This window comes from Pedococcus sp., from assembly GCF_036554925.1.
In the GTDB taxonomy this organism is placed as follows: Bacteria; Actinomycetota; Actinomycetes; order Actinomycetales; family Dermatophilaceae; genus Pedococcus_A.
Genome location: NZ_DATBMI010000025.1, coordinates 1 through 4590 on the forward strand (window position 1 = coordinate 1; position 4590 = coordinate 4590).

Annotated in this window: 5 protein-coding genes and 1 pseudogene; 2 read left to right on the plus strand and 4 right to left on the minus strand. The window is 73.2% G+C overall.

The genetic code is table 11. From position 1 onward, the window contains the following. From VIB11_RS01800 to VIB11_RS01810, 3 genes are all read right to left on the minus strand, one after another. Nucleotides 1-671: response regulator transcription factor (locus tag VIB11_RS01800; protein ID WP_332027784.1), on the minus strand; the 671-nt coding region annotated here is incomplete at its 3' end. After that, complete coding sequence (macS, locus tag VIB11_RS01805) at nucleotides 668-1822, minus strand: MacS family sensor histidine kinase (protein ID WP_332027786.1); 1155 nt, start codon at nucleotides 1820-1822, stop codon at nucleotides 668-670. The genes VIB11_RS01800 and macS, both read right to left, overlap by 4 nt. A gap of 126 nt (nucleotides 1823-1948) precedes the next feature. After that, nucleotides 1949-2839: a 1-acyl-sn-glycerol-3-phosphate acyltransferase gene (locus VIB11_RS01810; protein WP_332027788.1), complete on the minus strand. Its 891-nt coding sequence runs from the start codon at nucleotides 2837-2839 to the stop codon at nucleotides 1949-1951. 147 nt (nucleotides 2840-2986) lie between these two features. Between VIB11_RS01810 and VIB11_RS01815 the strand changes: the two genes are divergently transcribed. Further along, the gene (locus VIB11_RS01815; RefSeq protein ID WP_332027790.1) at nucleotides 2987-3748 is read left to right on the plus strand and encodes an alpha/beta hydrolase; all 762 of its coding nucleotides are present in this window, start codon (nucleotides 2987-2989) and stop codon (nucleotides 3746-3748) included. A gap of 21 nt (nucleotides 3749-3769) precedes the next feature. After that, a complete protein-coding gene (locus VIB11_RS01820; RefSeq protein ID WP_332027792.1) occupies nucleotides 3770-4387 on the plus strand; it encodes a hypothetical protein in 618 nt (205 codons plus the stop codon). Here VIB11_RS01820 and VIB11_RS01825 read toward each other — a convergent pair. Further along, nucleotides 4388-4590 (minus strand): annotated as a pseudogene (locus VIB11_RS01825) (hypothetical protein); the annotation flags it as partial.

Here is a 4590-nt window from a genome sequence, read left to right on the forward strand (position 1 = left end):
GCGAAGGCGAACCGCACCAGCTCGACGCGGTTGTGCAGCTGCAGCTTGCCCAGCGTGTTCTGCACGTGGTTCTGCACCGTGCGGTGCGAGATGAACAGCTCGGCCGCGATGTCCTTGTAGGACATGCCGGTGGCCACCAGCTTGAGCACCTCCGTCTCGCGTTCGGTGAGCTCGGGGATCGGCCGCGACGCGTCGGCCTCGGGCTGCGACGACATCCGGCGGTACTCCCCCAGCACGAGCCCGGCCAGTCCCGGCGTGAAGACGGCCTCGCCACGGGCGGTGGCACACACCGCCTCGACGACCTCGGCGCTCTGGGCGGACTTCACCAGGTAGCCCGTCGCACCCGCCTTGACCGCCTCGAGGACGTCCTGCTGCTCCCCGCTCGCCGAGAGGATCAGCACCCTCGTCGGGAGGCTGCCGAGGGCGCGGCAGACCTCGTCACCGCGCAGGCCCGGCAGGTTCAGGTCGAGCACGAGGACGTCGGGGCGGGTCGCCGTGGTCCGGCGGACCGCGCTGGGACCGTCGTCGGCCGTGGCGACCACGCGCAGCCCTGCCTCCGTGAGGTCCCGGGCCACGGCGTCGCGCCACATCGGGTGGTCGTCCGCCACGACCACGCTGACAGGCGTCGTCGTCCCGCCTGCCCCTTCGCTGTCCCCTGCTCCCGCGCTCATCCGCGTCCTCCCGTCGTGCTGGCCACGCCCGCCTTGGGCGCACGCATCCGCACGGTGACCCCGCCGCCCTCGCGGCTGGACCACTCGGCGTCCCCGCCACAATCCCGCAACCGCCCGCGGATGCTGGACGCCACGCCGAGGCGGCCGTCGGCGGCGGCCCGCTCGAGCCGGCCAGCCGGCATACCGACGCCGTTGTCACGCACGGTCAGGGACACGGCGTCGCCCTCGTCCTCGACCAGCACCCACGCCTGCGCTTCGGCGCCCGCGTGGTGGCGCACGTTGTCCAGGGCGGCACCCACCGCGGCGGCGAGCTCGGTCGCCACCGGGGCCGGGACCCGCACGGCCTCGGCCGGCACCACCACCTGGACCCGCTCGCCGGCGTGCCTCCCGAGCAGGGTCCGCAGGTCGACGTCGCCCTCGGCGGCCGCAGGCTCCCCGTCCGCCCCGCTCACGAGCGCCCGCAGCCTCCGCTCCTGCTCGGCGGCCATCGCACCCAGCCGAGCGGTCTCCCCGCCGATCTGGCCGCCGGTGCGGTTGATGAAGGCCAGCGTCTGCAGGACCCCGTCGTGCACCGTCCTGGCCAGGCGCTCCCGCTCGCGCACCCGGGCCTCGAGCGCGAGCGCCTCGCGGAGCTTCCCGTGGCCCTCGCGGGCGAGGTCGACGGCGTAGCCGATGAGGGTCCCGATCAGCAGCAGCAGCACGATGTTGTTGACCGTGTGCGGCGTGGCGTCCCGGACCTCGACGAGGTCGACGACCCCGATGACGAGAGCAGCCAGGAACCCTCCGCGGCGGCCGAGCAGGACGGCAGCCGACACCACCCCGGCCGCGGGCCAGAACGCCGGCACCGTGCTCGCGCCCGCCCGGATGACCGCGTCGCTGTCGACGAGCCGGGTCGCCAGGATCGCGCCGGCGGCCAGCACCAGCTCGGTCACCACGAGGGCAAGGGTGCGGCGCCGGTGGACGACGAGGAAGGCCGTCCACACGGCCAGCACCCCCAGCACCACCCACGCGAGGGCCGGGCGGACCATCTGCTCGTGGCGGTCCCACGCGACGTAGGCCGCGTAGCCGAGGGCGATCGGGCGGAAGACGTCGATGCCCTTCCAGAACGCCGAGACCACTGCCGGCTGCGAGCCCAGGGCGGTCGGCCCCACGCCTGTCGACCCCACGCCCGTCGACCCCACGCCCGTCGACCCCGCGTTCGTCTCGCCCGGGTGGTTCGGGCTCACCGTCGACCGGCCCCCGCCGGCCGCCCCGTCCCCCTGCGCGGCCACCACCGCTCAGCTGGCGGCGCGGTGGCCCGGCGGGACGTCGCGGTCCTGTGCGTCGTCCGGGGTGGTCTCGTCGATGTCGGCCGTGGCGTCGTCCACCTGGGGACCGTGGTGACGGACCCGCTTCTCGTCGTCGACGGCGTCGAGCGCCTCCTCGAGCTCGCGCGCGGCGGTGCCCGGCTTGGCGGCCTCCTGCAGCTCGCGGGCCTTGGTCTTGGCCGCGGCGAGGATCCGGCTCTTCATCGACGTGGCGTACATGTCGACGTACTCCTGCTCGGACAGCAGCATCAGCTCGTACATGATCTCGTCGGTGATCGAGCGCAGGACGAAGCGGTCGTCCTCCATGCCCTCGTACCGCGAGAAGTCGAGGGGCCTGCCGATGCGCACGCCGATGCGCATGATCTTGGGGACCTTCTTGCCGGTGGGCTGGGCCTTGTCCGTGCCGATCATCGCGACGGGCAGGACAGGACAGCCCGCCTCGAGGGCCATCCGCGCGACGCCGGTGCGCCCCCGGTAGAGGCGCCCGTCGGGCGAGCGCGTGCCCTCCGGGTAGATGCCCAGCACCTCGCCCCGACGCAGGACGCGCAGCCCCGAGCGCAGGGCGGCCTCCCCCGCGCGGCCCCCGCTGCGGTCGATGGGCAGCTGGCCGACCCCCTTGAAGAACGCCGCCGTCAGGCGGCCCTTGAGGCCGCGGCCGGTGAAGTAGTCGGACTTCGCGAGGAAGGTCACGCGCCGCTGCACCACCAGCGGCAGGAAGATGGAGTCCGAGAACGACAGGTGGTTGCTCGCGAGGATGGCCGGCCCCTCCTCGGGGACGTTCTCCTCCCCCTCGACCCACGGTCGGAAGAGGAGCTTGAGGATCGGCCCAAGCACAACTGTCTTGAGCACCCAGTAGAACAATCGGCACCTCCCGCCTGTGACGCGGTGAACTCTACGACACTATCGACGCGGTCGCGGCCCCGTGCGAAGATGCGCGCCAGCGTGGCCGTTCTGCCCTCCGCCCCGCCTTCCTCGCCCCTCGTCCCTCGTCCCCACAGGAGTCCAGACGTGCCCGTGCTTCCTGGCGCCGAGCCGTACTCCCACGACGGCTCCTCCACCGGCGTGCTCCTCGTCCACGGTTTCACCAGCAGCCCCCAGAGCCTGCGGCCGTGGGCCGAGCACCTCGCGGCGCGGGGCATGACGGTGCGGCTGCCGCGCCTGCCCGGCCACGGCACCACGTGGCAGGAGATGAACCGCACGCGGTGGGAGGACTGGTATGCCGCCGCGGACCGGGAGTTCCGCGAGCTCCACGAGCGCTGTGACACCGTCGTGATCGGCGGGCTGTCGATGGGTGGGGGCATCGCCCTGGCCCTCGCCCAGGAGCACGGGCCGCGGGTCACCGGCCTGGTGCTGGTCAACCCCGCCGTGCTCTTCAAGGACTGGCGGGTGCGGTTCGTGCCCCTGTTGAAGAACGTCATCGGTGGGCTCGAGGCGATCGCCAACGACATCAAGAAGGAGGGCGTGACCGAGCTGGCCTACAGCCACACCCCCCTCAAGGCCGGCCACTCCCAGCTCGTCGCCTGGAAGAACCTGACGCGGGACCTCCCCGAGGTCACCCAGCCGGTGCTGCTGCTGCGCTCGGCCGAGGACCACGTCATCCCCGCCGAGAGCTCGGCGATGGTGCTCTCGCGCATCTCGAGCCAGGACGTCACCGAGATCGTGCTGCACGACAGCTACCACGTGGCTACCCTCGACAATGACGCGCCGCGTATCTTTGACGAGTCGGTGGCCTTCATCGAGCGACTGAGCTCCTCGTCTCGCGACGGCTAGGGAGTAGAAGGGGAGACCCCCATGAGCGACCGGGACGTGGACGCCCAGTTCGCGGACATCGTCGCGCACTGGGACGACGTCGCCGCCCCCGACCACGAGGCCCCCGAGCTCGCGGGCCGGGTCGGCCCCGGCGACACCGACGAGCCGTCCCTGGCGCCGGAGTCCCCCGGGACCCAGAGCGCCTCCGCCGAGGCCCCGGCCGAGGCCCCGGCGGACGACTCGCCCGAGGCCCCCGAAGGGGCCGAGCACGGACCGGTCGGAGGACCGGTGAACCCCTCACCGCTCGCGCCCACCCTCGGCGGCATCCCGGTGTGGCGCGGCGCGACGGGCCAGGGGGCGAGCAACGCCGAGGTCGAGGCCGGCCACGACCAGTCCGACCCCGAGGATGACGACGCGCACTTCGAGCCGGGGCCGACCGCTCCGCTCCCGCCGCAGGAGGACCTGCACTTCTGGGGCACCGTGGTCGGTCTGGTCGCTGGTCCCCTGCTGCTGTTGTGGCTGGTCATCTTCAAGCCCGATGTCAGCGGCTGGTGGACCCTCGGCGCCCTCGGGCTGACCGTGGGCGGCTTCATCCTGCTGGTGCTGCGGCAGCCGCTGTCGCGCGACGACGACGACCCCGACAACGGCGCCCGCGTCTAGTCAGGCGTCCGGGCCGGCCTGGCGCTCGGCCTCCACCACGGCAGCCTCGCTGACCCGCTCCTCACCGGGCCCGGGGTCGGCATCCACACGAGCGGGGTCGAGCTCGAGGTCGACCCACACCGGCCGGTGGTCGCTCGCAGCGACGAGGTCGCCCTCGTCGAGGGCGACCTCCTCGTGCGGCAGCACGGTCAGCTCCGGAGAGG